This is a genomic window from uncultured Actinomyces sp., assembly GCA_900541895.1.
Lineage (GTDB): Bacteria > Actinomycetota > Actinomycetes > Actinomycetales > Actinomycetaceae > Pauljensenia.
Window position 1 is genome coordinate 17,749 of sequence record UWSI01000001.1, and the last position, 25,557, is coordinate 43,305.

Genomic DNA, 25,557 nt, shown 5'->3' on the forward strand with positions numbered 1-25,557 from the left:
GTTGTCTTTCTCACGCTGGGATCACGAAAGGAGGTGTAGGCTCATCCCAGGAATCCCGCCCAAGAAGGAGAAAACATGCGTCCCATCCACTGGATCATCGTTCTTGTCGTCGTTCTTGTACTCTTCGGCGCCCAAAAGCTTCCCGACTTGGCGCGATCCATTGGCAAGAGCGCAAAAATCCTCAAAGAAGAAATGAACGACCTGTCTCAAGACCCCTCATCCGTCAGCGATCAGACGTCTACCTCTCAGCCGGAAAACACGGATTCGTCGAAGTAATTTCCCGCTAAACGCACCATCATTTCACTGCGAACCAATGACCCGGGCTGATTCTGACGCATATATGTCATTGACGCGCCACCTCCTCGAGCTGCGCGCGCGCCTTCTGCTCAGTCTTGCAGGCATCCTCGTCGGAGCAAGCGGCGCGTGGTTCCTCTACACTCCGGCAACCAGGTGGCTCACGCGTCCCCTCGCCTCAGCCGGGGCCTCGGGAATCAACTTCCGCACGATCATCGGCCCCTTTTCGACCCACATCACTTTCGCACTCTGGGCGGGCTTCGTCCTGACGACTCCGTGGTGGCTGACCCAACTCTGGCTCTTCATCGCCCCCGCTCTCACGCGCACGGAAAAACGACGCACCGCACTGATCGCCATCCCTAGCGCAATTCTTTTCCTTGCGGGAGTCGCCTCGGCACTGTGGTTCCTCCCCCACGCGGTCAGTCTCTTACTCTCCGAGCTTCCCCAAGGCACCTCTGCGCTTCTGGATTTCGATTCCTATATCAGCTTCGTCGTGATTCTGACCTTGGTGATCGGTGCTTCTTTCCTTTTTCCCATGATCATTATTGGGATTCACGCCTTGGGACTTGCCTCAACTGGGCAGATCCTTCGGCATTGGCGCTGGGCTGTTGTGGGAGCAACCGTATTCGCTGCGATTACAAATCCGCTTCCCGACCTATGGTCGATGATTCTTCAGATGTGCGCGCTTCTGGCTCTGTATTTTGGGGCGATTGGGGTGTGTTGGCTGCGCGATCTTCTTGCACGGCGCCGTCGGCGTAAGCGCGAAGCTGCGCCATCGCTTGATCCGACTGCTGTCTGAACGAGGCGGTGAGCGCTTGGTAGCGCCTGCGCACATCAATGATGCGCCGCGCCGCTTCACTCATTCCTTTGGGGCCTAGAACCACAAGGATCACCACAGCGATGATGATCGCTTCGGGTCCGCTGATTCCAAGAAAGTCCATGTCTTCACTTTTGCACGCGTAGCTGCCTGGGTGCAAGCACAAGGGAACTTACCATCAATGCATCGCACACGACGCATCGTCGACCCCAGTTTCGCGCGCGTCTCCCAGTGAACCGGCCGATTGACCGTATCGGCAATTATTCGTGCGATTCTCGGAGTCAAGGCAAGGTTTTGATTCTCTACACCACTTCCCGCAACCAAGGAATCCCCCAATGGCAACCAATCGCAGTGGTCGGGCCGAGGCCTCGGGGCTAAAAGAAGAAGAGTCTTGCGCACAGGATTCATCCTTTAACCCTATGCAGACGCTGAGTGTACTTTTCTTGCGTTTTTGCTCAGGTGTCGAAGTAGGACATGTGACCCCTGAAATCTGAAGCTCTACGGGTAGGCTTAAGAGGTACAGTCCTGATCACAGAGGTGAAGGAGATACTCATGGCTGAGAACACCCGTACCGAATCAGATTCGATGGGAACCGTTGAGGTTGCCGCAGATCGTTACTGGGGAGCACAAACCGAACGTTCACTGCACAATTTCGACATCGGCCGTAACACTTTCGTCTGGGGCCGTCCTATGGTGCGCGCACTGGGAACGCTGAAGAAGGCCGCAGCACTGGCAAACGCCGAGCTGGGAGAGCTGCCCCAAGATATTGCAGACCTGATTGCACGCGCCGCCGATGAGGTCATCGAGGGCAAGCTTGACGACCATTTCCCGCTGGTTGTCTTCCAAACCGGTTCGGGTACTCAGTCCAATATGAATGCCAACGAAGTGATCTCGAACCGCGCCATCGAGCTTGCGGGTGGCGTCATGGGATCCAAGACTCCCGTTCACCCGAACGATCACGTTAACCGCGGCCAGTCCTCAAATGACACCTTCCCCACCGCAATGCACATTGCCGTGGTCCAGGAGCTCCAAGCGATGTACCCGCGCGTTGAGCAGCTGCGCAACACCCTGGACAAGAAGTCGAAGGAATACGCCGACGTCGTCATGGTTGGCCGCACCCACCTGCAGGATGCAACGCCCATTACGCTTGGCCAGGTTATTTCCGGCTGGGTTGCACAGATCGATTTCGCACTTGATGGCATTCACTACGCGGATTCTCGTGCACGCGAACTGGCAATTGGCGGAACCGCAGTGGGAACCGGCCTCAATGCTCACCCCGCATTCGGCCAGCTGGCTGCTCAGAAGATTTCTGAGGAAACCGGCATTGAGTTCAAGCAGGCCTCGAACCTGTTTGCAGCCCTGGGTGCACACGACGCGCTGGTGCTGGTCTCTGGTGCACTGCGTGTTCTGGCAGATGCGCTCATGAAGATCGCCAACGATGTGCGCTGGTACGCTTCCGGCCCGCGCGACGGCATCGGCGAGCTCATCATCCCCGAGAACGAGCCCGGATCGTCGATTATGCCCGGCAAGGTCAACCCGACCCAGTGCGAGGCCATGACCATGGTCGCAACCCAGGTCTTCGGCAACGATGCAACCGTCGGTTTCGCTGGTTCACAGGGCAACTTCCAGCTCAATGTTTTCAAGCCCGTCATGGCATGGAATGTGCTGGAATCGATCCGCCTGCTGGGTGATGCCTGTGTTTCCTTCGATATTCACTGCGCATACGGCATTGAGCCGAACCGCGAAAAGATTCAGCACCACTTGGATATCAACCTGATGCTGGTCACCGCGCTGAACCGCCACATCGGTTATGACAAGGCCTCAAAGATTGCGAAGAACGCTCACCACAAGGGCATCTCGCTTCGCGAGTCCGCTCTGGAGCTTGGTTTCGTCACGCCCGAAGAGTTTGATGCATGGGTTGTTCCCGCGGATATGACGCACCCCAGCGCCGCTGACAAGTAAGCCTGCTGGGTATCACGCGTAGTTATGTCCCGGTTTGGAGGGTTTCCCCAAACCGGGACATTTTTCTGCGCGGTAGAATACAAGCATTAATCTTGAAGGAAAGAGGTTTCTGGAGGCACTTTTCGAACGTCAAACCGACGGCGGCTTCATTGTTGCGCTTCCATTTGAGAATGCATTTTCTTTGCTGGTTCAAGAAATACAAAAGCTGGGGTGGGGAATTCATATGGTTGACCCCACGACAGGTCACATTAATGCAACAACCGGTATGTCCATGCTGACCTTCGGTGAAACGATTTGGATCTCAGCCTTCTCCGTCCCGCAGGGCACATCGGTAGCAATGCGCGTTGAAGCTACAGGTTTTGCTCCCGCATTCCAGGGGAGGCAGAACCGTAAGAACATTAAGAAGCTTCGCGATAGCATGTCGGTCTTTGCCCAGACCTTTGACGCCCAATAACTGTTGCTCCCACACCAGGCCTCTGACGCCCAATAACGTTTGCTTCTACGGAACCTTCAGGAAGATTAGTACACTTTCGATTAACTGAAATCACAGGCTTTTTCACTGAGAGTGTCCTGAGAATACCCCTATGATTTCTTCGTGAGAAAGTCACTTGTTACTGCCGCCTGCGTAACGCTTCTTCTATTCGCAGGTCTTTTTATACCCGGCCTACGTATCACCGTTCTAGTAGCCGGTTTACTTGCGGCTATTTTCCTGCCCTTCACAGCAATCTGGAACCGTTCTGAAGCAGACGGCCCATCCTATGCGCGCAATCTGGGCTACGCCCTTGTCATGGCATTGATTCTTCTCATCCCATCTGTCACGGTTCTGCTGATCGACTCGGCAGCTTAATAGGCAGAACCTTTTTTATTTCGTCGGACGACACTTCGTGGCGTCCCACTTTTATGCCCTAATCTGCATAAAAGACTCTTGACAAGAGCTCAAGAGCTCAAGAGCTCAAGAGCTCAAGAATAATAATTCATGGATGCACCAAAGAATCGCTGCATGCCGCCTGTGATTTCGTCGCGAATTTTTCGCCACCGCCAGATCGGCACTTCATTTCAACCTTCTCGTCTCAAAGGAGACGTTATGAAAATCATCGACGAGAAGAGATCATCACTCGATAGCTTGATCTACGTCTTTTTCTTCCTTGGCACCCTTGGAATCGTCTTTTCATTGAAGGGAATGTTCAGCGATCAGCCAATGTTGTGGCTCTCCAAGCCACTCGCATGGGGCATCATCATTGGGTTTGCATTAACTCTTGCGGGATTGATCCTCAGGCTGGCGAATCTGGTCCAACTTTCACGGTCAATCCGTTGGATTGCGATCGCCTACAACTTCGCAATTCCATTCGTAACTCTGGGAGTTCTGATTGGAACCTTCCAGATGAATGCAATGCCCAGTTTTGGCGCATTCCTCAATGAATATAGCGATGTCATTACAGCGCCGGCTCTACTGCCATGGCTGTTCACGGGCACTCTTCTCTCCACCCTTTTCCTTCCATACAGGATGGGAGAACTCAAGTCCCACGCGCCAACTTTCGGCTCGGAAACCGAAAAGACAGCATAGGTGAACACCTGTCATTCTGGGTGGTGAACAATCAAGTTCACCACCCAGATCTATTAGCGCCAGTAGGGGCTGACAACGACTTCGGCCTTCTGTAAGTCCTTCACTTCCGAATAGCCCGTCGAGGCCATTGTCCGCTTAAGGGCACCAATGAAGTTGAGCGTTCCATCCGCTCGCGTTGACGGCCCATAGAGAATCTCGCTAAAGGTCCCCGAGGTCCCCACACGAACACGGTGTCCTCGCGGAAGCTCTGGGTGAGTAGCCTCGGACCCCCAATGCCATCCACGTCCGGGAGCTTCTTCGGCGCGAGCCAGGGCCGCGCCCATCATGACGGCATCTGCTCCACAGGCAATCGCGCGTGTCATATCACCAGAGCGTCCAATCCCACCGTCTGCAATCACGTGGACATAACGACCACCCGATTCATCCATGTAATCACGACGCGCTGCAGCAACATCTGCGATCGCCGTTGCCATAGGCGCATGGACTCCAAGAGCCTGGCGCGTTGCATGCGCCGCTCCCCCTCCGAAGCCAACCAAAATGCCTGCGGCACCGGTACGCATAAGGTGCAGGGCAGCAGTATCTGTTGAGACACCGCCAACAATCACCGGAACGTCGAGTTCATAAATAAAACGTTTAAGGTTCAGAGGCTCCGCACGCGATGAAACATGCTCAGCTGAAACGGTAGTCCCACGGATGACGAAGAGGTCCACCCCGGCCTCGACAACTGCACGCCAGTAGCGCTGGGTACGCTGCGGTGAGAGTTTTCCGGCGACAACGACACCCGCCTTGCGAATATATTCCAAACGTTCGGTGATGAGGTCTTCTTGAATGGGAGCAGAATAGATCTGCTGCAAACGCGCAATCGACCCATCTGCTGGAAGCTGCGCAATTTCATCCAGAATCGGCTGAGGGTTTTCGTAGCGAGTCCACAATCCGTCCAGATCCAGGACCCCAATTCCGCCAAGTTTGCCAAAGAGGATCGCAGTATCGGGACTCATCACCGAGTCCATAGGTGCGGCCATAATAGGAACGTCGACGTGATACGCATCGATTTGCCAACCAACATTCACATCCGCGGGATCCCTGGTCCGGCGTGCCGAAACTAGTGCAATGTCATCCAAGGTATACGCCCGACGACCACGTTTTCCTCGACCAATTTCGACCTCGTTAGCCATGACGCCATTCTAGTCGCACAATCTCGTCGGATGTGTCACCAGGGGATAGAAAATACGAAGCCTCCCCAGCCAATTAATGTAAGCGATTTCACATATTGTCTACATGGCGATACGGTTTTACTTTCGATCATTAACACCTGTGGACACATGACAAAAGGCTCAAAAATTTTACTTTAATTTTATTCTCTTTATGAGGAGGCCATGGGTAAACTTCACCACTTCCTCACCTTTACTCAATCACGATTCTCCCTTGAACTGAAAGGGAAAAAGCAACGTCACGAAACACTTGAAACAGGCTAAGCAGACAGGCACACTGTCTATGTCATCACATAGATACACCTACTACCGGTGTTCGTCATTTGATCCGCAGGAGGTCACCATGTTGACGGCAGCAGCTGCCATTACCAAGGATTTCCGACGCAGTTCACGCACGGAAAACCGTAATCGTCAGGATGTATCGCGCCGTACAGGCGAACGTGCAACCCGGAAGCTCGGATCACGAGATCGCGCTCAGATGCCCTGCGCATACACGCGTTTCTCCTTCCCCTTGCCTCTACATCCCTGATCACTGGTCAATTCCATTCTGTCCCGCTTCTTCGTCGAAGCGGGACACTTTTATGCGCCACAAACTGAAAAACTGGACGCAAATGACAGTGCCCTGATGCACACTTAATTCATGGCAGACACACACCCCCTTTCTTGGGCTCAGCTCCCCTGGCTGGGCTTTGATACCGAAACGACAGGCGTCAATCCCCATCGTGACCGTCTTGTCAGCGCGGCTCTGGTTCTGCGCAGCGAAGGCGCATCTGGATCCTCGGATTCCGACACTATTACGACATGGTTAGCTGATCCGGGCGTGGATATCCCAGACACAGCTGCACAAATCCACGGCATTACCACCCAATACGCACGCAGCCATGGGCGTGCCATCGAAGAAGTTCTCAACGAAGTCGCATCTGCATTGGCAGCGCACATGGCGCAGGGCTACCCAGTCGTTGCCTTCAATGGAAGCTACGACCTCACCTTGCTCGAGGAAGAGCTTCGCCGTCACTCGCTTCCCACACTCAGTGACAGACTTGGGACCCCGGAACCGGTACCGATCATCGATCCCCTGGTCTTGGACCGCAATCTTGAGCGCTTCCGCAAAGGAAAGAAGCAACTGTCATTGATGGCAGCGGCTTACGGTGTTCCTGTTTCAGAAAACGCACACACTGCTGAATACGACGTCATCATGACCCTTGATGTCCTGGCTGCTATTGCCCGGAAATATCCGGACTGCGCATCGAAAGACTGCCGGGAAATCCACGCATTCCAGAAGGAAGCCCACGCAGCCTGGGCAGAGAACTTTGAGAATTTCATGCGTTCAAAGGGCAGGGAGACACACATCGATCGCCGCTGGCCCCTGCAATAAGGACACACCGCAAATACATTAAGGGCACGGCTTTAAGCCGTGCCCTTAAAGACTTCCTACTGACGAATCACTTCGCCGAAGAGTGATAGTTCGGAGCCTCAGTCGTCATCTGGATGTCATGCGGGTGCGATTCACGCAAGCCTGCAGAGGTGATGCGAACGAAACGACCATTACGCTTGACCGCGTCAATCGTCGAGGCACCCAGGTAGAACATCGTCTGATGCAGACCGCCAACCAGCTGGTAGACAACTGCAGCGAGCGAACCGGTGTACGGAACCTGGCCCTCGATGCCCTCGGGAACGATCTTGTCGTCCGAAGAGACATCGGCTTGGAAGTAGCGATCCTTCGAGTACGACTTGCGTCCGCGCGAACTCATCGCGCCCAAAGAGCCCATGCCACGGTAGCGCTTGTACTGCTTGCCATTCGTGAAGACGACCTCGCCGGGCGATTCCTCGCAGCCAGCAAGAAGCGAACCCAGCATGACGGTGTCCGCGCCGGCAACAATTGCCTTACCGATATCACCGGAGTACTGCAGGCCGCCATCAGCAATCAGAGGCACACCTGCCGGCTTGCACGCAAGAGATGCCAAATAGATCGCAGTCACCTGAGGTACACCCACGCCCGCAACAACACGCGTTGTACAAATTGAACCCGGGCCAACACCCACCTTCACAGCGTCAACGCCTGCATCAATCAGAGCCTGAGCACCTTCGGTTGTTGCGACATTGCCGCCAATGATCTGAACACCATCGAAAGAAGAGTCAGCCTTGATCTTTCGGATCATTTCCAGAGCCAAGGCAGCACCACCGTTAGCGGTATCAACAACTAGGACGTCAACGCCGGCATCACGAAGCGCACAGGCGCGTTCCCAAGTGTCTCCCCAGTAGCCAACTGCAGCACCGACCATCAGACGACCGCGATCATCCTTCGTCGCATTCGGATACTGCTCAGTCTTCACAAAGTCCTTCACAGTGATCAGACCGGTCAGATGCCCGTCCTCATCGATAATCGGCAGCTTCTCAACACGATTTGTCGCAAGCAGTGCCTTCGCTTCCTCACGACTGGTCCCAACCTTGCCCGTCACCAGACGTTCGCGAGGAGTCATACAGTCACGAACCTTCAGTGTTGACCACTGATCGGTAGGAACAAAACGCAGATCGCGGTTCGTAATAATGCCAATGAGCTGCTGCTGATCGTCAACAACGGGAAGGCCTGAGACACGGTAGTGGCCACACAAACGATCCAGTTCCTCGATGGTTGCATCGGGACCAATAGTCACCGGGTCCTCAACCATTCCTGATTCAGAACGCTTCACCTGACGAACTTGGGACGCTTGCTCTTCAATCGAGAGGTTTCGGTGCAAGATTCCAATACCGCCCTGGCGAGCCATTGCAATCGCCATGCGCGCCTCGGTCACCGTATCCATCGCTGCGGAAAGCAGAGGAATACGCAGGCGAATCTTCTTCGTCAACTGAGCAGATGTATCAACCTCAGAGGGAACAACATCGGTCAGTTCAGGAAGAAGCAGAACGTCATCGTAGGTCAGTCCGGTCAAAGCAAAAGGATCATTGTGAATGTCTGCCATGAACAGAGTCTAGGCCCGAAAGTGGGCCAGAGCATACTGGGTTTGACCTAAAACCCAGTATGCGTGGCTAAGCTCACCCCAGAAAAGTGAGAGCAGAAGCGGACTAGGCCTCTTCTTCTGCCTTCTCCTTCAAAGCCAGAGCAAAGCACGGGGTATTACCAACCTGCGGCAGAAGCAGCATCTGCGCGACGTGGTAGGCATCCGCCTTCCCTTCCCAGGTCGTCCCAGACTCCACACCCGAGGCGTCAACTTCGTGGATCCAGCGACCGGTGGCCTCGCGAAGGTAGCGGTCCGCCCAATCAGCCCACTGCGCATACAGAGAACTCAGCTCCGCAACACGCGCGTCGTCTCCGGCCTCTTCATGAACGCGACCTAAGACACATGCAGAATTGACGGCCTCGCACAGCACCCAGTGCATGCGAGTATCCACAACCGCGCGCCCATCCCAGTCAGTGGTGTAAACGAAACCTTCCGCACCATGTTTATCCCAGCCATCAGAGCAGGCACGGTTGAAAAGCTGCTCAGCAGCTTCGAGCATCCAATCGTCGCTCTCTCCCATAGCCAAGAAGGCCGCACGAGTGTGGAGGATCAGTCGTGCCCATTCCATCCCATGTCCGGGGGTTGCGCCATAGGGACGGAAAGGATCCGAAGGACGATCGATATTGTGATCGGGAAGCATATTCCACTCGACATCGAAGTGTTCGGGAATGCGCCAATGCAGCTGCTCAGCGACCTCGGCAACGAAACGACAGATTCCACGTGCACGATCCAGCCAGATACGCTCTCCCGTCGCATCATAAGCAGCTAGGTAAGCCTCAACGGTGTGCATATTTGCGTTGACACCACGGTAGGTCTCGCCACGAGTGTAATCGCGGTTCCAGGATTCACAGACGCGCCCAAACTGAGGCTCCCACCAATGGAGCTCTTGGTCAGCCAGCGCACGATCAAGAAGCTCACGGGCACCCGGACGTCCAAGCACTGTTGCAGCGCTTGAGCAGAGGATGACAAATGCATGTGCGTATGCCTGCTTCAGACCGTCATTGGCTGGTTCAATCGCCTTCCAATGCGGGCCATCCTCGCGCTGAACAATCTCTGTCACGAGCCCGGAGAACCAGCCGCCATATTCAGCATCGTGCAGAGGGCCTTCAGTCAGGCAACGAATACCATGATCAACCAGGGGGATCGCCCAGTCGTAACCCTTAAGCGCCGCGAGCGCGAAAACATAGGTCATTCGCCCAGTAATCCACAGTTCAACTGGCTTTGAAGGATCCACTACCCCATTGCGATCCATGTACCCGAAACCGCAATCTACAACCGAGCCCGCCGCAAAATGAACAAGTTCTTCGAATTCTTCATCGAAGGCTTCGATAAGCTGGCGATCTTCCCACGGGGTCATCTTTAATCCTCTGTGCATGCCGCACCTGCGCGACCTAATAGATACGCGTCTACGCTAACACGTTGCAAGAACATGCAGTAATTGAACGAGGTAACGCAAAAGAACTCAGCGAACAGAGGCTGCGGGGGCCTTCGCACCCAGCAAGGCCAAAGTCTCTTCAACACACGCTGAGACCGTACGAACGCGAAGAACATGGTCGTCCAGAACGCGCGGGGATTGAGTTCCCACCTCGATGACGTCGATTCCGTGGTTGTGAACTGCCGCAGAGACGAAGTTCTTGCAGTCCTCACCCTGTCCCATGGTGATAAGAGCAGCGACATGCGAATCGATATTTTCAACAAAAGCATCAAGTTTTTCGCGGCCACCAGTCCAGCCACGGCTACACGCTCCCAGCACCACGACATTCGGGCCGTACCACCGCAGGGCGACTCCAATGACATGCGCGGGAAGAAGATGCGCACGATCGCCCAAAATAATGATGCTGGGCGAAGAGGGGAACTTGGGTTCGGGACGTTGTTCTGACATCACGCGAAGAACGTCATACATCGCTTGACTGAGCATTGACGAACCTGCGATACCCGGAATTTCACCGTGATAATCAGTAGCCATGATTTCAAAAGCGGGTTCGACCAAAAGCATCCATGTATGAAGCAGGCCTTTTTCACTGACACTTGCTTCGATGAGATGAACAAGACGGTCTCGATCACCTGCTTGTGCGGCAACAACCAGTTCATCTGCCGTACGCGGGGGGCGAACTTCCTCCAGCTCTCCCTTATCTTGAGCAAGGACGATCGCAGCAGAATCAGCGGGAGTGACTCCGCTTTGGATCAGCTCGATCATATGCGTCAGTCTGGCAACATCTTCCGGAAGGTAGCGACGGTGACTACCCGCGGAGCGCTCTCCGGGCCCCAGACCGTAGCGCCTTTCCCAGGTTCGCAGTGTCGAGGCCGAAACACCGAGTTTGGCAGAAACTGCAGTGACGGTCAGCGGCGCATCGTGAGCAGCGGGAGGCACGAGCTGTGCACGGGGCATGGCCACTCCTGACGTGTTGAAGGATACCTAAGTGAATGCTACCTAATTGATTGTCAGATTTCCTTCTTGCCTTTTCCAGTCGAGCGGTCAGATTTTGTCCGCTGACAGCTAAGAACGACTATGTAACGGGCAACAAAATTACGCTTTCAGTATTTCTGCAGCATTTCGTTATCTCCTGTAATAATGCGGTTTTCAGCGTTACTTCGGCCGGCTCAAGTTTCCTGTGAAACAACTATGATTCACTGAAGGGGCCTTGAATAACTCTTGCACAATTCGGTACTCTTTTTGCAGTCTTTCTCGCCGAGAACGTCTCGCGCAGGGAAATGCAATGAATGGAGGTACTCATGTCTGACGTCTCTCGACTGCCAGGCCCGTCGATTGACGCGTGGGAATGGCAGTACCAGGGCGCCTGTCGCGACCTCGATACGGAACTTTTCTTCCACCCCGAAGGTGAACGCGGTTCAACCCGTCGTCGCCGTGCCGCCAACGCAAAAGCCATTTGCGCAACTTGTCCTGTCATTGAGCAGTGCCGCGAGTATGCTCTGCGAGCTCAGGAACCCTATGGAATCTGGGGCGGCATGACTGAAGAAGAACGTCGCGAAGAAATTCAGCGCCGTCGTATTCGTCGAGTTTCCTGACCCCCTCACAACGTCACCTCGAACTCGCTCGGGTCGGTGTCCCGAGCGAGTTTCTTTTACCTAGTGTCAACCGCTTCCCTATTCCCCGCTCTCTTCCCCTATTCCCCACTCTCTATGGAATAGACTGAAACCCATCCCCGTCATCCCGTGCGAAATGCGAAAGGTGCCCCATGGAATCTCGAGGCCTCGGCAAGCAGAGAATCATCGCCATTCTTCTTCTTGCATGCGCTGTTGTTCTTGTTGCTGCTGCTGTCTGGTGGACCAGCCGGCCGTCAACGTCTCAACCCCAAGCGACGGCCTCGGCTAGCGCAACTCCGATGCAGCAAACACAGGCAACTACCGCTTCCCCACAGCAAGCCCAAGCATCCTACGCGCCAACTGTTACCGATCAACAGGGACTCGACATCATCCACTCTCAGCAGCGTCGTGATGCCAATGACGCGCGAGCAAAGGGTTCGATCGACGCTCCCGTCGTGATGGTGCTTTACTCTGATTTCTCTTGCCCCTACTGCACGCGTTTCGCGCAGCAAGTCGAACCGCAATTGCAAGATCTGGTCGATAACGGGACCTTGCGAATTGAGTGGCGCGATCTGGCACAAATCTCACAGTCTTCCCCTCTTGCCGCTCAGGCTGGCATTGCCGCAGCCAACCAGGGACGTTTCTGGGAGTTCGTGAGTGCAGCCTATGGCGAGGCCAACCCATCCGGCCACCCCGAGTACACGATGGATTCTTTGACCGCTTTGGCGCAGAAGGCGGGCGTCCCCGATATCTCGCGCTTCCAAGCCGATACCAACGATCCCGAAACGGCGGCAGAAGTCAAACAGGCCCAAAACGACGCCTACAAGATCGGCATCCAAGGCACACCTTTCATGTTCATTGGCGATAGCTTTATCTCAGGCTTCCGCGATACCGACTACGTGCGGGCAACTATCCAGAACCAGGCAGAACACCTCAAGAAGTGAATCCTCTTATTGCATTCCTCGGTGGAGTATTGACACTGCTCGCACCGTGCTCCGTCATGCTTCTGCCCGCCTTCTTTTCCTACGCGTTTCAATCTCCGCGGAAATTGATCGCTCGCTGCGGGATATTTTGGCTGGGCTTACTCACTCCGCTGATCCCGCTGGGAGCAGCGTTATCAAGCGTTGTCACGCTGATTAGAGAACACTCGGCCTTCATTACCCACATCATCGCCCTTTTGGTGATTATTGCTGGACTGATCACGCTCTTCTCCTTGGATCTTCCTGTTTTCCGCGTACGTTCCCTAGAAACGGCTTCTCAGTCACGTGATACCGCATGGGCGGTCTACCTCTTGGGTATTACCTATGGAATTGCAGGGGTTGGTTGCGCAGGTCCCATCCTTGGAGCAGTACTGGCAACTTCCTCTTTGGGCGGTTCAGTCGTAGAAGGCATTATCGCAGTCGTTTTCTATTCCGCTGGAATGGCATTTCCCCTTTTGGTGCTCGCACTACTTTGGCAGCATTCCGCGGGGCGTATCCAAGCGATCGTGCGACCGAAGCCCTTAACTCTGTTCAAGCGTCAGACGACGTGGACAAATGTAGTCTCTGGACTGGTTCTCATCATTTTGGGTCTCACAATTTTCAAAATCGACTTGAGTAACCCTCTTGGCGGGATCGTCTCCATTGACACTCTTGCGTCGTGGGAAGAATCCATCATGGGACTTTTTGGAGCACTACCCACATGGGTGATCACCCTTGCAGGAGCACTCATTATCGGCGCTATTGTTGCCCTGCTCTGGAAACCGCGCTCTGCTTCTCTTCCCTCTTCCACGCCCTCGGAAGATCAGCAGGACTAGCGCGATTGCCACTAGCGCAGTCACGACGAGTAACAGCGCTAACAGCATCACTAGCCGTACTAACACCGCCAGCGGTAACACCGCCAGCGTTAGCGCCGATGCAGTAAGTAACAGCCACGCATCTGCACTCAGAACGCAAAAAGTGGTGAGCCAGGAGGTTCACTCCGGGCTCACCACTTCATGCATCACGCGGATGCATGAACGTCTATTCAGCGCTCAACAATTGCCAGCACGTCACGTGCAGACAGGATCTGCAGTTCTTCGCCGTCGTACTTGACTTCGGTGCCACCGTAACGGCTGAAGATCACGTGGTCGCCGACCTTGACGTCCACGGGGACGCGGTTGCCGTTGTCGTCAACGCGTCCGGGGCCCACTGCCAGAACTTCGCCTTCCTGCGGCTTTTCCTTAGCGGCATCGGGAATGTACAGACCGGAAGCGGTCTTCTCTTCGCTGTCAACCTGACGGATGACAATACGATCTTCGAGGGGCTTGATGGTGATAGCCATTTCAGCACTCCCTTTCTTCTCATAACGATTAATGTCATCCCGTCCCTGCCGTCGCGGGGGTCAGGTTTGGGATCGCATGTGTGCTTACCCACTCAGTCTAGGGCTCGATTGGCACTCTAGCAAGCTGAGTGCCAATGCTGTCTACCGCCTCCACTCAGCCTCCCACACGCCCCATATCTTTTCTCTAATTCCCTGAAATTCCGCAACAATAGAGACCATGTCCTCCATTGATCCACTCTGCTGCTCCCCCGGACGTGAACTTCTTGCCCAATGGGAAGAAAACGAGGAATACCGCCACCTCTCACCCATGGAGCTCAGTTTGGCAATCCGCGCGCAAACGGATGACCCGGCCACGGCCTCGGCAATCGCCTCTCAACTGCAGTTACGCACCCAGGCGGAAGGAAAATTCGGCTCTCTTGCGCGCACAATGCTGTGGACGCGCGACGGCTACGAACAAGCAACGCGATGGGTTCTTGCCCGCGAGCACGCCGCGCGCTTCGTGGGTTCCGGCGCAACGCATATCGGAGACCTCGGATGCGGGATCGGCGCAGATTCCCTTGCTTTCGCGCGTGCGGGCATGCGGGTTACTTCGTACGACATCAATGACGAGGCACTTTCCGCCGCTCGCGAAAACCTTTCCTCGTTCCCCTCCACTCGCGTTGAGAAACGCGATGTGAGCACGCTGGGTCCTGAAGATTTCGAGGCGGAAGGTTTCGACGCGCTTTTCGCTGACCCCGCGCGCCGAACAGGAAAACAGGGTGGTTCCAAGCGCATTTCTTCGCCCTCGGATTGGTCCCCTTCTTTGGACCGCGTTTTGTCTTGGGCGCAGTATGTCCCGCGCTTAGGGGTAAAAGTTGCGCCGGGTATCCCCTACGAACTTATTCCTTCCCAGTTCCACGCGCGCTGGACCAGTGTTGATGGAGATCTTCTCGAGGCCGCGCTGTGGTCTCCTTCCCTGGCCAGCGAAGGGGCAGGGCGCTCAGCATGCGTCATCACCCACGATGAGGTCCGTACCCTTGAGGACCCCCAAACACCTTTCGCCGATTCGCCTGCCCGGCAGGCAATAGTTGGGCAGCTGGGGAGCTACCTCTACGAGCCAGATTCTGCGGTTATTCGCGCGGGTATGGTTGCAAGGCTCAGCGAGGATCTCGACGCGCATCTGATCAGCGAATCGATTGCCTACCTCAGCGCATCGCAGTTGATCCCCACTGCCTTCGCGGCAATATTCGAAGTCATCGACCAGGTCAACCTGCGCGCTAAAAATATTCAACAGGCACTTCGAGCACACGATATTGGACGTGTCGAGGTCAAGAAACGCGGCGCCGACATTCAACCCGATGTGCTGCGCAAGTCCCTCAAACTCACGGGGAGTCAGCCGGGTGTCGTTATCGCCACGCGAATTGGCCAATCACACCGGGCAATTATTGCCCGACGAATCAGTGCCGGGGAAGCATAGAGGTTTGCGTCAAGGGCATACCGGAATCGGGAGAGAAATCCCAATCTGACGGTTCAACCCCTGCACGCACAAGCTCTGAGCCCATGGCGGCAATCTGTGCCCCATTGTCCGTGCAAAAACGCAGCGGAGGCATGCGTACTTCCAAACCTGCAGCCTTACCGCGCTCAGCCAGCAACGCACGAAGTCGGGAATTAGCGGAGAAGCCACCGCCCACAACGATCGTCGAGCATCCGTGATCGAGTGCAGCGCGAACTGCTTTCGCCGTTAAGGAATCGTTGACGGCCTCGGAAAAGCCCGCGCAAATATCCTCAGCGGGAATTTCCTCACCACGTTCTTTAAGGCCTTCAACATAGCGGGCGACCGCGGTCTTGAGGCCCGAGAAAGAGAAGTTGTACTTGTGGCGTTCCTGATCTTTGCCAGCTGCCAGACCTCGCGGGAAACGGATAGCAGTGGGGTCGCCCTTTTGTGAGAGGCGGTCGACGTGCGGACCACCCGGGTAGGGAAGGTCAAGGAGACGTCCGACCTTATCGAAGGCCTCGCCAGCAGCATCATCAAGGGTTCCACCGAGCTCACGAACATCCGTTGCGATGTCATTAATGAGCAGAAGATTCGAGTGGCCACCGGAAACAACCAGTCCGATAAAACGTTCGGGCAGAGGACCTTCAGCGAGCTTATCGACCGCAAGGTGACCAATCACGTGATTGACCCCGTACAGCGGTTTTCCAATTGAGGAGGCCAGTGCCTTAGCCGCACAGATACCAACCGTGAGGGAACCCACCAAGCCGGGACCAGCAGCAACGGCCACCGCATCGACATCGTCAAGAGTCACGCCGGCTTCATCAAGGGCGCTATCAAGCGTGGGAAGGAAAGACTCAAGGTGAGCGCGCGAAGCGATTTCGGGGATAATTCCGCCGTAACGGGCGTATTGATCCATTGATGTAGCCGTGCGATCAACCAGGAGCTCGCAGCCGCGCACCAGCGCAACGCCCGTTTCATCGCAGGTTGACTCGATACCCAGTACTAAAGGCTCTTTTTCACTCACCCGGCCCAGTTTAGTCCGCTGCTGTGCTTGGTGCATTCGCCCCGACCTTCCTACAAAAAGGTGTGGGGACGACCCTAATGGATCGTCCCCACACCGGTGTTGCAAAGATTCCTTTTAAGGATCACACGCCCTTGAGCGCTGCCTTACCCAGCTGACGGTTCAGCGTGGAAATGACATCAAGCGGAATCTGCTTGGGGCAGACGGCCGCGCACTCGCCGATGTTCGTGCAGGAACCGAATCCTTCTTCATCCATCTGGTTGAGCATGCTGACAACGCGACGGTAGTTCTCAGGCTTGCCCTGCGGGAGCAGGTGCAGGTGAGTGACCTTCGCCGAGGTGAAGAGCATTGCCGAGGCGTTCGGGCAGGCAGCCACGCAGGCGCCACAACCGATGCAAGCAGCGGCTTCGAACGCGCGGTCCGCATCCTGCTTGGGAACGGGAGTGCCGTTAGCATCCGGTGCGGCACCGGTGTTCACCGAAATGTAGCCACCAGCCTGAACGATACGGTCCAGAGCGCTGCGGTTAACAACCAAGTCCTTGATGATCGGGAATGCTTCCGCACGCCAGGGTTCGATGGTGATGACATCACCATCGTTGAAGGAACGCATGTGCAGCTGGCAGGTCGTGGTGACCTCAGGGCCGTGGGCAATACCGTTAATGACAATGCCACACTGACCACAGATGCCTTCACGGCAGTCAGAGTCAAATGCGATCGGTTCTTCGCCGCGAGCAAAGAGCTCTTCGTTCAACACGTCGAGCATTTCCAGGAACGAGGATTCCTCAGAGATGCCGCGGACTTGGTATTCGTGCATGGCACCCGGATCCTCGGGTCCGTTTTGGCGCCAAATCTTCAGTGTCAGGTTCACTTGTAACTCCGCTGCTTAAGCTCGATGTTGTTGTAGATCAAGGCTTCCTTGTGGAGGATCGGAGGCTGATCCTCGCCACCCCACTGCCAAGCTGCAACATAGAGGTACTTGTCATCGTGGCGAAGGGCTTCACCTTCGGGGGTCTGCGACTCCGCACGGAAGTGACCGCCACAGGACTCTTCGCGGTGCAGGGCATCGATGCACATGAGCTCGCCCAGCTCCATGAAGTCTGCAACACGGCCAGCCTTTTCAAGGGACTGGTTGAGTTCACCAATCGACTTGCCGGGAACGCGAACGTCACGCCAGTAGTCGGCGCGAAGCTTGCGGATCATCTCGATGGCCTTCTTCAGGCCCTCTTCGCGACGCTCCATACCGCAGTATTCCCACATGATCTGGCCCAGTTCCTTGTGGAAGGAATCCACCGAACGGGAACCATTGATCGACATGAGCTTGTCAATGCGACCCTGAGCGGAGTTCAGTGCTTCAACAACATCCTCGGAGGACTCATCCAGCTTGGGGAGGTTGAAGCAGTGTGCCAGGTAGTCGTTGATGGTGTTCGGAAGAACGAAGTAACCATCGGACAGCCCCTGCATCAGTGCGGATGCACCCAGGCGGTTCGCGCCGTGATCAGAGAAGTTCGCTTCACCGGCAACGTAGAGGCCGGGGAGGTTTGATTCCAGATCGTAGTCAACCCACAGGCCACCCATCGTGTAGTGGACAGCCGGGTAGATACGCATGGGCACTTCGTAAGGGTTGTCACCCGTGATGCGCTCGTACATATCGAAGAGGTTGCCGTACTTAGCGGAGACCGCTGCGCGGCCCATACGGGAGATTGCCTCGGAGAAGTCCAAGTAGACGCCGCGAGCCACGCCGTCAATCTTCGGACCAACACCGCGACCCTCATCGCACATGTTCTTTGCCTGACGGCTTGCGATATCGCGAGGAACAAGGTTGCCGAAGGAGGGGTAGATACGCTCCAAGTAGTAGTCGCGATCTTCCTCGGGAATGTCACGAGGATCCTTCTCGCAATCTTCTGCCTTCTTAGGAACCCAAATACGACCGTCGTTACGCAGAGATTCGGACATCAGCGTCAGCTTGGACTGCTGATCTCCGTGCTGCGGAATACAGGTCGGGTGAATCTGGGTGAAGCAGGGGTTCGCGAAGTATGCGCCCTTGCGGTATGCTCGCCAAATTGCGGTGGCGTTGCAGCCCATGGCGTTCGTCGACAGGAAGAAGACGTTTCCGTAGCCGCCGGTTGCAAGAACAACCGCATCCGCAATATGGGTTTCAAGCTTGCCGGTGGTCATGTCGCGTGCGACGATGCCGCGAGCGCGGCCGTCAGAAACAATGAGTTCGACCATTTCGTGGCGGGAGTGCTCGGTAACGGTACCGGCAGCAACCTGACGCTCGAGCGCCTGGTAGGCGCCAATCAGCAGCTGCTGACCTGTCTGGCCGCGTGCGTAGAAGGTACGCGACACCTGGACGCCGCCAAAGGAACGGTTATCGAGCAGGCCGCCGTATTCACGTGCGAAGGGCACGCCCTGTGCGACGCACTGGTCGATGATATTCGCGCTGACCTCAGCCAGACGGTAGACGTTGGTCTCACGTGCGCGGTAATCGCCGCCCTTAACGGTGTCGTAGAAGAGGCGGTAGACGGAGTCATTGTCGTTGCGGTAGTTCTTCGCGGCGTTGATACCACCCTGCGCTGCAATGGAGTGCGCACGACGAGCGGAATCCTGGTAGAAGAACACGTCAATGTTGTAGCCCATCTCGCCCAGCGAGGCGGCAGCTGCACCACCGGCAAGGCCGGTACCCACGATGATGACGTGGAGCTTACGACGGTTTGCGGGGTTGACCAGAGCCGCAGTGAACTTTCGCTTTTCCCAAGCGTCTGCGAGGGGAACATCCAGCGGGGCCTTGGTATCGGCGATGTCGTCGCCTTCGCGGTACAGCCCGTGAATCAAAGTATCAGTCATGTCTCAATATCCTTGTCAGGAGATGTAACCGGCGACGATCGCCAGCGGGGGAAGCGCGAACATCAGGAAGATCAGCGCACCGACCAAGCCGGAGAGAACTTCCATGAACTTGCGGGTTCCACCGCGGACCCAACCCAGAGATTGGAATGCCGACCAGAAACCGTGAGAAACGTGGAGCGCTGCCAGACCAATGAAGATCAGGTAGACAACAACCATCAAGGGATTCTGGAAAGTCGCGACCATGCGCTCGTAAGGAGTGGAGTCTGCGACGAATCCGGTACGGATGGTTCCCGTGGTGAAGTGCAGGATGTGGAAGACGATGAGGAAGAAGAGCAGAACACCGGTCATACGCATGGTGCGTGCTGCATAAGCATCAGCTGCACTGCGCTTGACAACGTACGCACTGCGACGTGCGCGGCGTGAGCGCTTCCACGTCACTGCTGCTGCCCAAATGTGGATCACCAGCATGAGAACCATAGCTGCGCGGAATACCCAGATAAACCCACCGTGAGGGAAGATCGGTACAAAGGCTTCTTCTTTCAGCCAGTGTGCGTAGTGATCGTAGGCTTCTTGCCCCAAGAACATCTTGAGGTTGCCGTAGGAGTGGAAAAGAAGGAAGAGCACGAACACGATGCCGGAGATCGCCATAAGTTGCTTGACGAAAACGGTCGTAGTCCATGCGCGACGCTTGCGAGTTGCGACAGTTTTTGTGGCCATGACTCAAGCCTAAGCTGAAGGAGTGTCATTTCCGTAGGACTGCTGGCCCGAGCGCTCCTTATCTGCTCACAGCGTCAGATAAGTCTTCCCTAAAACCCTGATTTTTCAGGGAAATAGCGGCGCGGAGAAGCCCCGTGAAAATGCGTCACAAAGTCGACAAAATCTGTCAGAAAACACCGTATTAGGGCAACATAATTTTTCGTATTTTCATGCGTCGAAAACAAGGCGCATGTTTACCGCATCTTCGCGCGGGTTTCGGAAATATGCCTTGGTGACACCGACACGTTCAAAACCTGATTGCTCATACAGCGTGATCGCTGGGGTATTGGACGCTCGCACTTCCAGGAAAACTCGTTCACTCCCCCGCTGCCGTGCAAGTTCAAGCAAAGCGTCCATCAGCGCGCGTCCTAAGCCACGGCCTCGAAAATCAGGAAGAACCCCCATGGTCATCACGTCGCTATCGAGGCCAATCTTGACACCCGCATAGCCACACAACACAGGAAGTTCACCCTGGGGAGCATCAGCACACACGCCAAAGTAGACGCTCAGTCCCGAGGAAAGTTCCTCGGCTAGCATCCCAGGCGTCCACGGGTCCTCGGGGAAGATCGCCTGTTCCAGTGCAATAACTGCGCGCCAGTCCTGTGGCCCCAACACGACAAGCTTTCCTCCCGAGGCCTGGGCAAGCCTGTGCGCGCAGGCGCTTAGCGTTTCCTGAAAACCTTGGGCGGGGGCAGCACTGGGATTTGCTGTGCTCACATACGCTCCGGCGCTTGCCCATGAATATCGGGGCGACGCAGATACAAGGGTTCGGTACCCAAACGGTCCTCTCCACCGCGAGCCAGGCGCGCTCGGACAATGCGAACCATGACTGAAGGGTCTAGAGGAAGAACCGGTCCCATTTCTGCGCCGGCAAGTTCATCGGCACTGTGCGCCGGGATCGGCGCATCAGAAACCAGCAGTCCTTCTTGTTCACGCAAGGCACTACTCAAGGTACGCGCGTAGCCAACCTCAAGACGCCCAAGCAAGCGAACATCATCGGGGCCTTCTGCAAGGTAATGTCCCCAATACAGTTCCTTACGGCGAGCATCGGTCAATGCATACACATGAGTGTCCGGCGACAGGTGATCCAAAGCAGCGCGGGCGATCACATCCAAAGAGCAGACGCCATAGACCGGAATCCCCGCCGCCTTCGCGAAGACACGTGCTGAAACAAGTCCGGCTCGCAGACCGGTGAAAGGAGCAGGACCAGTGCCTACGCACACGGCGTCAAGACCGGCCTTTGCGGCGTCGGTCGGCAAACCGGCCTCTTCAAGGGCTTCGAGGACGCAGGGGGTAATCGATTCTGCGTGGTGACGACCCGACTCATTCCTCGAGCTCCCCAGTATCTTCCCGTCATCGACGACGGTTACTGCAGTTGCTCCAGAGGTATCAATGCACAATTCGGTCATAAGTCGATCCTATTCCACGCTCGCACGCAACTGTGGTGCAAGGTCATCAAAGACACCGTCCCAGCGGTGCGAGTAGGGCGTAAATGTGATGATGCGTTGACCGTCATCCATGCTTTCGAGGTCAACAACATCACCGTCACGTGCGGCCTCTCCCCCGCTCGCGCGCCGCACCTCAATTTCAAGGCGCGCATCACTCATGGCTTCGGTCTTGCCCTCGCCCCATTCAACAACTGTCACAGCCTGATCAATAGTTGAATCCAAATCGAGAGTCTCCAGATCATCGAGGTCACGAATTCGATAGGCATCGGCGTGGATGAGGTCAGGTCCTCCGACCAACGAGGGGTGAACGCGCGCAACGATGAATGTCGGGGAGGCAACTGTCCCTCGCACTTGAAGCCCGCGGCCAATTCCCTGAGTGAAGGTAGTCTTGCCGGCGCCCAAGCCGCCTCGGAGCATGAGGAGGTCGCCCGCGCGTAAGTGACGCGCAAGCTCTTCACCTAACTCGCGAGTCTGCTCTGCATCGCTCACACGATAGCTGTACTGCTTCGTTTGTGTCTGCGTCATTATTCCTCTTCGTTCACGTACTGCCTGGGAATGCGTTCTCCCAAACGAGTAATGACCTCATAGTTGATTGTGCCCGCATGCGCGGCCCATTCATCTGCGATCGGGTATCCCTTGGCCGGATCGCCGAAAAGAACGGCTCGATCGCCTACATGGGCGGGCGCATTGCCACTGTTCTGCGTAGCTGTGTCTTTCTGCCCGTCAGCGGGCCCCAGGTCGATGATGAATTGGTCCATGCAGATCCGACCAACGATCTGTGCCTTCACCAGACCTGAATCAGTCTCAACAACAACCGGCGCACCATTGGAGGCCGCTCGTAGAATCCCGTCTCCGTATCCCAGTGGGACCAAACCCACCCAACGACGGCTCGGGGCCTGCCAGGTTCCTCCGTACGAGGCCGGGGTCCCTTCTTCGATAACCTTGACCGACGTGAGTGGAGCGCTCAGCGTCATCACGGGTATCAGTCCCAGTTCCTGAGCGCTTGCGACTGAAGGATCAGGGGAAAGTCCATACATTCCGATCCCCACACGAACCATGTCGTAGTGGGTTTCCGGGTGCCACAAAATCCCTGAGGTTGCAGCTAGATGGCGAATCTGCGGACGCAGTCCAGCTTCGGCGAGAATACGCAAGCCCTCTTCAAATATCTGACGGTGCCGGCGCGTAGATTGCTCGCCGGCCACGCTGGGATCATCTGCTCGTGAAAGGTGACTCCATGCGCCAACTATCTGGACAAGGCCGGCATTTTCTGCGGCTCGTACAGCCTGGGCAAGCCCCGGCAGATCGGCCAAAGTTGAACCCGCACGTGACATCCCCGTGTCAACCTTGACGTGAATTCTGGCGGGGCGCCCGCAGCGACGTGCCGCCGCACAGACCTCATCAAGAACCCACGTCCAGGACACAGACAGGTCAATATCTGCACGGATCGCGGATTCGAAATCACTTCCACTGGTGGAAATCCATGCCAAGATCGGTGCGCGATCACGCGCAATCCCCGCGCTATCGAGTCCTTCACGCAGCTCGAAGGCCTCGGCTAATTGAGCGACACCCAACCAATCGGCTCCAGCACCCAGGGCAGCTTGGGCAACGGGAAGCAAACCATGCCCGTAGGCATCGGCCTTAATGATCGCCATCTGCAAAGAAGACGGGGCGCAGGTTCGCAAATGGGCAAGATTATGCGCGAACGCTGCAAGATCAACGGATGCTACCGAAGGGTATCCGCATCCATGTTTGGAAGTTTCCACTCCCCAAGTATCGCACCCTCAGCGACTAGGAACACAGTTCACCGATGATTTTTGGAAGAGCGCGGGCAATATCAATGGCCTGGATAGGGCGCGCTTCCCCTTCCGAACCCAGGCTTGCCCGAAGAGCCGCTTGGGCATGCACCCACGCTCCAAGGCTCGCAAGGGTTGCGCATTCAGCCTCGGAAATCGACGGGTCCCCCTGTCGGCGCTCAGCTCGCGCCTGGAAGCCCGCAGCGATCCCCGCGACTGTCCCGGCAAGCACATCGCCGCTACCCGCAACCCCAGCCCAGGGGGTTTCTTGAGGAATCGAGACGATTTCTTGCGTCCGACTCCCCTGGTCATGTTTGAAATGCGAGCACACAGTAGTCGCACTTTTCAGAAGAATAATGGCGCCCGTGAGCGAGGCAAGTTCCTTGGCAGAAGCAGCGGGATCAGCATCAACGTCTGCGCGAGAATGCGGACTGCCCAACTGAGTAAGAAGGCGCGCGGCCTCGCCGTGATGAGGGGTGAGGATAGTGCGCGAAAGGGAGCGCGAATGCGTGTCTGCATAGTCGACAAGGCCTCTCACTAAGTCAAGCGCACCCGCGTCAATAAGCAGAGGAAGCGTGGAGTCAATACAGAATTGTGCAAGTTCACGGCAGTCGTCGTAGCGCTCGTTCGTACACCCCGGACCAATAACTCCGCTTTGGATACGACCGCCCACAGTCACAACACCAGGAGCGTAGTGAAGAACCAGATCTTCTACCCGACGTGTCGAATTCAGACGAACCATACCCACGCCGGTGTTCGAAGCGGCAAAGGCAGCCAGCAGCCCGGCCCCCGGGTAGGTGTCAGAACCCGCGACAACGCCCACGACGCCTCGGCGATATTTATCCTCATCAGCGGAAGGCGCGAAAAGAAACTCGCGCGCGCTTTGGGGATTAAAGAGAGGAATCTGCTCAGCCATGTCCCCATTGTTTCACGTAACCAATGGGGACATCCGGCGCACGTCTGATCTAACTGAAGGAGCGAGCAACGCCCACCATGATGACGCCGATAACCATGATGACAACGCCAATAATGGTCCAGCGCATCTCACGACGCGTGCGCGTCTCGTGGAGAATCAAGATTCCACCGAAAGTCTGAATAATGACGCCCATCTGCGATAGGGGGAAGGCAACTGAGACGCCAAGGAGCGAGGAAGAAACTTGAGTCAGGAGAATAGCCGCACCCCACATCAGGCCGGGGATCAGTTGGCGAAGAGTGAGCAGACTCCAGCGATTGTCTTCCTTGCCAAGTTGAGGCGAAAGCGCAGGGATTGTTCCAACGAGGCCGACCAACAAATAGCCAACCGCTTGGGGCAGGATCACGGAGCGGCCGTCAAGGCCAAAGCCTTGCACCAAGAGAAGGAACGCCACGAGGGCGGCCGTTGAGATCACAACTAAAGGAACTCCACGTTTCCAATCAACATGCTCTTCGGTCGCTTCTTTAGTCTTCTCACTCTTTGAAATGAACAGAACACCGATAACTAACAAGGTGATTGCGCTGAGCGCACACACCAGAGCCAAACCTTGATTCATCTCGCCGAAGAGAATGATGCCACCCAATGACATGAAAACAATCTGACCAGCCGTTGTCATTGGCATGGCACGCGAAACTCCCAGCAGTTTCAAGGAGAGAATCTGCAAGTACTGACCGAATCCCAACAGGAGTCCCGAGATAAACGAGATCACAAGAGTCTTCGTCGTCCAGTGCACTTCAATGAAGGGGGTAGCCAAAAGGGAGAATAAGAACGCGCCACCCAAAAGACCGAGACTCTTCTGCCGATCATCGCCACCTTGTGCGACTAAAACAATGGCCATAAAGCCATTGAAAAGTGCCGGAAGAAAAGCGATGAGATAGTCGATCACGGCATACTCACTTTCTGGTGCGTCAATTGGCACAACCAAGTAACGATGTTTTCAGGCTAGTGGACAAGCAAGCAAATACAAGGTGCAAGATCCCTGTCTGAGCTGCGCGATAGATAACATTTTCAGACGCATAGGACCTCTGATTGCGTGTCCAGTCCACGAAGTTGCC

Annotated in this window: 27 protein-coding genes and 1 pseudogene; 12 read left to right on the plus strand and 16 right to left on the minus strand. The window is 55.8% G+C overall.

Annotated elements, in window-relative coordinates; translation table 11 throughout:
* Nucleotides 1-75 precede the first annotated feature (75 nt).
* Both tatA and tatC read left to right on the plus strand, forming a co-directional pair.
* Complete coding sequence (gene tatA / locus QZR18_RS00080) at nt 76-276, plus strand: Sec-independent protein translocase subunit TatA (RefSeq protein ID WP_178705498.1); 201 nt, start codon at nt 76-78, stop codon at nt 274-276.
* A 37-nt stretch (nt 277-313) separates the two neighbouring features.
* Nucleotides 314-1,093, plus strand: a complete 780-nt coding sequence (gene tatC, locus QZR18_RS00085; RefSeq protein WP_178705495.1) for a twin-arginine translocase subunit TatC — start codon at nt 314-316, stop codon at nt 1,091-1,093.
* Between the two features lie 58 nt (nt 1,094-1,151).
* Here the strand turns inward: tatC and QZR18_RS08255 are convergent.
* Nucleotides 1,152-1,235, minus strand: a pseudogene (locus QZR18_RS08255) (twin-arginine translocase TatA/TatE family subunit); the annotation flags it as partial.
* Between the two features lie 428 nt (nt 1,236-1,663).
* Here QZR18_RS08255 and fumC point away from each other — a divergent pair.
* From fumC to QZR18_RS00105, 4 genes are all read left to right on the plus strand, one after another.
* Nucleotides 1,664-3,073 (plus strand): class II fumarate hydratase, encoded by a 1,410-nt coding sequence (fumC, locus tag QZR18_RS00090; protein WP_178705492.1) that lies wholly within the window; start codon nt 1,664-1,666, stop codon nt 3,071-3,073.
* A 223-nt stretch (nt 3,074-3,296) separates the two neighbouring features.
* A complete protein-coding gene (locus QZR18_RS00095) occupies nt 3,297-3,527 on the plus strand; it encodes a hypothetical protein (RefSeq protein WP_295909945.1) in 231 nt (76 codons plus the stop codon).
* Nucleotides 3,528-3,668: 141 nt separating this feature from the next.
* Nucleotides 3,669-3,920: a hypothetical protein gene (locus QZR18_RS00100; RefSeq protein WP_178705489.1), complete on the plus strand. Its 252-nt coding sequence runs from the start codon at nt 3,669-3,671 to the stop codon at nt 3,918-3,920.
* Between the two features lie 237 nt (nt 3,921-4,157).
* A complete protein-coding gene (locus QZR18_RS00105; RefSeq protein WP_178705485.1) occupies nt 4,158-4,637 on the plus strand; it encodes a hypothetical protein in 480 nt (159 codons plus the stop codon).
* A 53-nt stretch (nt 4,638-4,690) separates the two neighbouring features.
* On the opposite strand, the gene QZR18_RS00110 is transcribed toward QZR18_RS00105, so the two are convergent.
* The gene (locus QZR18_RS00110; RefSeq protein WP_178705482.1) at nt 4,691-5,812 is read right to left on the minus strand and encodes a GuaB3 family IMP dehydrogenase-related protein; all 1,122 of its coding nucleotides are present in this window, start codon (nt 5,810-5,812) and stop codon (nt 4,691-4,693) included.
* Between the two features lie 379 nt (nt 5,813-6,191).
* On the opposite strand from QZR18_RS00110, the gene QZR18_RS00115 reads away from it, so the two are divergent.
* Together QZR18_RS00115 and QZR18_RS00120 are read left to right on the plus strand one after the other, a co-directional pair.
* The gene (locus tag QZR18_RS00115; protein ID WP_178705480.1) at nt 6,192-6,377 is read left to right on the plus strand and encodes a hypothetical protein; all 186 of its coding nucleotides are present in this window, start codon (nt 6,192-6,194) and stop codon (nt 6,375-6,377) included.
* A gap of 111 nt (nt 6,378-6,488) precedes the next feature.
* A complete protein-coding gene (locus QZR18_RS00120) occupies nt 6,489-7,223 on the plus strand; it encodes an exonuclease domain-containing protein (RefSeq protein ID WP_178705476.1) in 735 nt (244 codons plus the stop codon).
* Between the two features lie 67 nt (nt 7,224-7,290).
* On the opposite strand, the gene guaB is transcribed toward QZR18_RS00120, so the two are convergent.
* From guaB to QZR18_RS00135, 3 genes are all read right to left on the minus strand, one after another.
* Nucleotides 7,291-8,808, minus strand: coding sequence for an IMP dehydrogenase (gene guaB / locus QZR18_RS00125; RefSeq protein ID WP_178705473.1), 1,518 nt, complete (start codon nt 8,806-8,808; stop codon nt 7,291-7,293).
* Between the two features lie 103 nt (nt 8,809-8,911).
* Nucleotides 8,912-10,204 (minus strand): AGE family epimerase/isomerase, encoded by a 1,293-nt coding sequence (locus tag QZR18_RS00130; protein WP_295909950.1) that lies wholly within the window; start codon nt 10,202-10,204, stop codon nt 8,912-8,914.
* A gap of 105 nt (nt 10,205-10,309) precedes the next feature.
* Complete coding sequence (locus QZR18_RS00135; RefSeq protein WP_178705467.1) at nt 10,310-11,236, minus strand: MerR family transcriptional regulator; 927 nt, start codon at nt 11,234-11,236, stop codon at nt 10,310-10,312.
* Between the two features lie 344 nt (nt 11,237-11,580).
* Between QZR18_RS00135 and QZR18_RS00140 the strand changes: the two genes are divergently transcribed.
* The 3 genes from QZR18_RS00140 (at nt 11,581) to QZR18_RS00150 (ending at nt 13,687) form a co-directional block, all read left to right on the plus strand.
* Nucleotides 11,581-11,874, plus strand: a complete 294-nt coding sequence (locus QZR18_RS00140) for a WhiB family transcriptional regulator (protein ID WP_009408838.1) — start codon at nt 11,581-11,583, stop codon at nt 11,872-11,874.
* A gap of 170 nt (nt 11,875-12,044) precedes the next feature.
* Entirely contained in the window at nt 12,045-12,836 is a 792-nt protein-coding gene (locus tag QZR18_RS00145; protein WP_178705464.1) for a thioredoxin domain-containing protein, read from the plus strand.
* Nucleotides 12,833-13,687 (plus strand): cytochrome c biogenesis CcdA family protein, encoded by an 855-nt coding sequence (locus tag QZR18_RS00150; protein ID WP_178705460.1) that lies wholly within the window; start codon nt 12,833-12,835, stop codon nt 13,685-13,687. The genes QZR18_RS00145 and QZR18_RS00150 overlap by 4 nt, the downstream gene beginning before the upstream one ends.
* Nucleotides 13,688-13,896: 209 nt before the next feature.
* Here the strand turns inward: QZR18_RS00150 and groES are convergent, their stop codons facing one another.
* On the minus strand, nt 13,897-14,193 hold the full coding sequence (groES, locus tag QZR18_RS00155; protein WP_009408834.1) for a co-chaperone GroES: 297 nt from the start codon (nt 14,191-14,193) through the stop codon (nt 13,897-13,899).
* A gap of 217 nt (nt 14,194-14,410) precedes the next feature.
* Here groES and QZR18_RS00160 point away from each other — a divergent pair, with 217 nt between their 5' ends.
* Nucleotides 14,411-15,649 carry a THUMP-like domain-containing protein gene (locus tag QZR18_RS00160; RefSeq protein ID WP_291458496.1) on the plus strand — a complete coding sequence of 413 codons (1,239 nt, stop codon included), beginning with the start codon at nt 14,411-14,413 and terminating at the stop codon, nt 15,647-15,649.
* Here the strand turns inward: QZR18_RS00160 and tsaD are convergent.
* The 10 genes from tsaD to QZR18_RS00210 all read right to left on the minus strand — a co-directional run bounded on the left by tsaD (nt 15,630) and on the right by QZR18_RS00210 (nt 25,421).
* Nucleotides 15,630-16,727, minus strand: a complete 1,098-nt coding sequence (gene tsaD, locus QZR18_RS00165; protein ID WP_178705457.1) for a tRNA (adenosine(37)-N6)-threonylcarbamoyltransferase complex transferase subunit TsaD — start codon at nt 16,725-16,727, stop codon at nt 15,630-15,632. The two genes, QZR18_RS00160 and tsaD, sit on opposite strands and share 20 nt — an antisense overlap.
* Nucleotides 16,728-16,812: 85 nt before the next feature.
* On the minus strand, nt 16,813-17,556 hold the full coding sequence (locus QZR18_RS00170; RefSeq protein WP_009408831.1) for a succinate dehydrogenase/fumarate reductase iron-sulfur subunit: 744 nt from the start codon (nt 17,554-17,556) through the stop codon (nt 16,813-16,815).
* A complete protein-coding gene (locus QZR18_RS00175) occupies nt 17,553-19,532 on the minus strand; it encodes a fumarate reductase/succinate dehydrogenase flavoprotein subunit (RefSeq protein WP_009408830.1) in 1,980 nt (659 codons plus the stop codon). The genes QZR18_RS00170 and QZR18_RS00175 overlap by 4 nt, the downstream gene beginning before the upstream one ends.
* A gap of 15 nt (nt 19,533-19,547) precedes the next feature.
* A complete protein-coding gene (locus tag QZR18_RS00180) occupies nt 19,548-20,249 on the minus strand; it encodes a succinate dehydrogenase cytochrome b subunit (RefSeq protein ID WP_019126467.1) in 702 nt (233 codons plus the stop codon).
* Between the two features lie 207 nt (nt 20,250-20,456).
* The gene (gene rimI, locus QZR18_RS00185) at nt 20,457-21,005 is read right to left on the minus strand and encodes a ribosomal protein S18-alanine N-acetyltransferase (RefSeq protein WP_178705453.1); all 549 of its coding nucleotides are present in this window, start codon (nt 21,003-21,005) and stop codon (nt 20,457-20,459) included.
* Nucleotides 21,002-21,697 carry a tRNA (adenosine(37)-N6)-threonylcarbamoyltransferase complex dimerization subunit type 1 TsaB gene (gene tsaB, locus QZR18_RS00190; protein WP_178705450.1) on the minus strand — a complete coding sequence of 232 codons (696 nt, stop codon included), beginning with the start codon at nt 21,695-21,697 and terminating at the stop codon, nt 21,002-21,004. The genes rimI and tsaB overlap by 4 nt, the downstream gene beginning before the upstream one ends.
* A 9-nt stretch (nt 21,698-21,706) precedes the next feature.
* Complete coding sequence (gene tsaE, locus QZR18_RS00195) at nt 21,707-22,261, minus strand: tRNA (adenosine(37)-N6)-threonylcarbamoyltransferase complex ATPase subunit type 1 TsaE (protein WP_178705447.1); 555 nt, start codon at nt 22,259-22,261, stop codon at nt 21,707-21,709.
* Nucleotides 22,261-23,499 (minus strand): alanine racemase, encoded by a 1,239-nt coding sequence (alr, locus tag QZR18_RS00200; protein ID WP_178705444.1) that lies wholly within the window; start codon nt 23,497-23,499, stop codon nt 22,261-22,263. The genes tsaE and alr overlap by 1 nt, the downstream gene beginning before the upstream one ends.
* Nucleotides 23,500-23,524: 25 nt before the next feature.
* Entirely contained in the window at nt 23,525-24,445 is a 921-nt protein-coding gene (locus tag QZR18_RS00205; protein ID WP_178705441.1) for an ADP/ATP-dependent (S)-NAD(P)H-hydrate dehydratase, read from the minus strand.
* Nucleotides 24,446-24,494: 49 nt separating this feature from the next.
* The gene (locus QZR18_RS00210; protein WP_291458501.1) at nt 24,495-25,421 is read right to left on the minus strand and encodes a GRP family sugar transporter; all 927 of its coding nucleotides are present in this window, start codon (nt 25,419-25,421) and stop codon (nt 24,495-24,497) included.
* Nucleotides 25,422-25,557: the final 136 nt, after the last annotated feature.